Annotated in this window: 3 protein-coding genes; all 3 read right to left on the reverse strand. The window is 49.8% G+C overall.

The features are described from left to right. Window positions 1–126: 126 nt before the first annotated feature. A complete protein-coding gene (locus MKMG_RS11050) occupies window positions 127–1962 on the reverse strand; it encodes a DHH family phosphoesterase (RefSeq protein ID WP_165077979.1) in 1836 nt (611 codons plus the stop codon). Between the two features lie 40 nt (window positions 1963–2002). After that, window positions 2003–3187, reverse strand: coding sequence for a potassium channel family protein (locus MKMG_RS11055; RefSeq protein ID WP_165077980.1), 1185 nt, complete (start codon window positions 3185–3187; stop codon window positions 2003–2005). A gap of 55 nt (window positions 3188–3242) precedes the next feature. Continuing rightward, window positions 3243–3428: magnesium transporter (locus MKMG_RS11060; RefSeq protein ID WP_174235656.1), on the reverse strand; the 186-nt coding region annotated here is incomplete at its 5' end.

Below are 3428 nucleotides of genomic sequence, written 5' to 3' on the forward strand. Positions count from 1 at the left end.
TATTCAGGCACAATACATGATTTTTCCAGATTAAACCTTTGCAGATTTATCAGGATGTATTACCAGATCCGGTGTGCTGACTGATCAAAAATCAAAGGGTGATTTCCTAAAATAACCCACCAACTATTATTCTACAGGATACTCTTCAATCTTCGCAATGAGGCTTTCAATTACTGTTTCCCGCATGCCTTCTACGAATTTTATGCTTCCAACGACAAGATGCCCTCCGCCGTTCACTCCGCCGCCAATAACCTCTTCTCTGAGTTCACGTACCATCTTCGGGATGTTCATCAGAACACCACGCGAACGGATGACCACAAAGTCAGGCCCGATACCCAGCGTCACCACCGGTGCACCGGCATTGCGCCTGCAGAGGATGTCGTGCACCTCGCCGGATGTCTTGCCGGGCGGTGGGAAGGTAAACCGGTGGGCATAGATTTCCACATCCAGCATAAAGAGTTTCGCAGTGTTTCCAAGGTCTTTTTCGACGACATGCGGCATTGACGCACTCAGCTGTTCTTTGATTGCAAGATTGGCTTCCTGTACGAGAAGTGCGACGAGGCGTTCATGGCGGTCGCGGTTTCCATTGACACAAACAATATCTTTTACAATCTCACGTCCGTCATTAAACCGGAGCCAGAACTGTTCGTAATCAAGGGCAAGGGCGATATCCTTGCAGTGCTCCTCACTCCATTCGTTGCTGACAAGGTCCAGATACTGCTGGCGTTCCGGTGCCTCACTCCGGTCACCCACTGCCGCAACTGCCGGGAAGTGGCGAACCTCACTCTCTACACCCGGGAAGATCATGCGGGCAAGTTCGGCGCCGAGCATACCTGCTGTCACACCAAAGTCTCCGCCGACGTGGTATGGATTGACATGTGCATCGAGATATGCATCTGTGCTCTCATCGGGGTGGTGATGGTCAACAACCACAATCGGGATGTCATATATCTTTGCCATCCGGTATGATGCTTCATCCTCTTCGGTGGAGCCATTGTCCATCATGACAATGAGCGGCAGTTTCTGGCCAAACCGGACTAAGTCCTTCAGGGCAAAGTCAAGGTCACGGGTGATATCCTCAATCTCATAGAACGGTGCCTTTGACGGAGCCCGCTTGAACATATGCCCCTCGGTGTCAGGGTCTCCGCCATTCTCCCGCATCAGGTATGTGACTGCACGTTCAACCGCCACAGCGGCAGTAATGCCATCTGCATCAGCATGGTGGCGCAGCACAATCGGCTGGGCAGTAAAGATGGCCTTCCTGATTATTTTGGCCACCTTCTGCATCTCAGGTTTGAGGCGTTCCAGCACCTCACTTTCAATCATGAACGGGATATCTTCCGGTTCGGCACGCTGATCAAGTGCCTCTGCAATACGCAGATTCACACTCTCCCGTTCCTCACCGGAGAGAACCCGCATGTTTGAAACCTCAATCTGGAGGCGGTTGTTCCTGAGCATCACCTCACCCGAAACCGAGACCATATCTCCCAGTTCAACCTCCGGGTAGGCACGTACCCCTGCCTCAATGAAGGCTGCGGCATCCTCTGCCGAGGTCTCATCAATGACGGTGAATATGGTAGGCCCTGAGGTCTGTTTTATTTGTGCGACTTCCGCTTCAATAGTGACATGCCTGCCGACTTTGTCCGGAAGGTCACCCAGTCTGATGGTCGAGAGTTTCTTTGCCACCGTCTCCGTCCGGTATCTGGTCGGGACAATCTCTTCGAGATCGATGTTGCCGTTTTTGCGCACCTCCCGTACACGAACAAACAGGGTTTCCCCTTCCTGGTGATGGGTCTTTACATTCGATTTATGTACCAGGCCCTTGATCCGGTCATTGAGATACACAAATGTGCCAAAGTCAGCGAATCCCTGCACACGCACAACATACACTTTGCCTTCTTCCACATCACCCACATCACATGCAGGGGAGAGGCGGTAAACAGTCATTTCTCCATTACTCATTTTATATCACACTCATCTGATTCATTTTACTATCAATATATCACGTTCCGCGGGAGAGATCATACAGGCGACACTCTCCGTCCCGCCGCCCTTTGGCTATGATAATGTCTCCGGAACGTAATGTTTCATCCTTTCTCGGACGGTATTTCCATTTATTCTTGTGCCTGACAGCAAGGACAACCATACCGGCCGCTGTTGTCAGTGAAGCTTCTTTCAGGCTTTTTCCGGCAAGTTCCGAGCCTTCCTGCACCTCAATCCGCGAGATAATTTCATCAGACTCACGTACAATCTTCTTAAACACCGGCGGGACATCAATATCCCGCAAAATGACATCAATAATAGAACCTGCGGCATTTGTAATATTATCCGCAAATGATGACATATAGAGCAAACCACGCAGATACTCCACATTTGATATGCGTTTCGCGGCTTCAAGAATCCAGAGGTCCAGTTTATACCGCATGTCATCCATCCGGGTGCCAAGGGAGACCACTTCATCGGCCACCTCCCTGTTGTTAAAGAGCAGTGATGTATACGCAAGGCCGACTGCAAACTCTGAGATATCCTTCATCTTGACGATCAAGCGGACAGCCCGGTCAAGGTCGGTCACAACACTTCCTTCAGGAGACTCTTCAGTTACCGGGACCTCTGCTCCGCAGAGTTTATACAACGGGATAATTCCGCTCTCCGGGCCTTTTGCAATGAGGATATCACCGTCAAGAATCCGCGTTTCGCGCTCGGGATCATAAATCCACGATACTCCACGCCTGATTGCAATGACGCGCATTCCGGTGCTGCTCTGGAGATTCTGTTCACCCAGAGTCACACCATCAATGATGCTCTCTTTGCCAACAACCACACGTTCGGTAACCTCTTCGGCATCAGGCATCGCAAGCCGGAGTTTTGCAGGAAACTTCACATCTTTCAGGATGATGGTTGCAATCTCAGACGCAGAATTTGAAATTTTTTCTGCCGCTTCACTGACCTGCAGCATGCCACTCATCGCCTCAGCTTCCTCAACCCTCCGCGATCCAAGGATACTCTGTATCCGTGCCTGATAGACCAGTTGGTTCATCCGTTCTTCAAGGGTGATAACTTCCTGGGCAATTTCCCGGCTTTCAAAAAGAATCGCAGAATAAGCAAGATCAACCATCAGTTCTGAGATGTCCTTCATCTCAATCAGTACATCTTTAAAACTGACCGGCTGGTACTCTAACTCACTCATGGGCGTATAGTCCTTTCATGATACACTTTGTCGTATCTAATATTATGGTATCTCCTTATATCAGTATATTAATAACGGCCATAAGGATACCAGCACCAACCAGATCTATTGTACTTGTGATCACCGGAATTCCAAAATTATCCGGGTCAAGCCCGTAGCGGAAGGAGAGACCTGCGGTTGCATAGGCGATAAGGTTTACAATTGTAATGACAATCATCCCGGATACTGTACAGATACCGAT

It is taken from the genome of Methanogenium sp. MK-MG (genome assembly GCF_009914725.1).
Classification (GTDB): domain Archaea; phylum Halobacteriota; class Methanomicrobia; order Methanomicrobiales; family Methanomicrobiaceae; genus Methanogenium.

Bases quoted from the DNA above. Each gene is read 5' to 3' on its own strand.
- MKMG_RS11050 (WP_165077979.1), bottom strand. From the start codon at position 1,962: ATGAGTAATGGAGAAATGACTGTTTACCGCCTCTCCCCTGCATGTGAT.
- MKMG_RS11055 (WP_165077980.1), bottom strand. From the start codon at position 3,187: ATGAGTGAGTTAGAGTACCAGCCGGTCAGTTTTAAAGATGTACTGATT.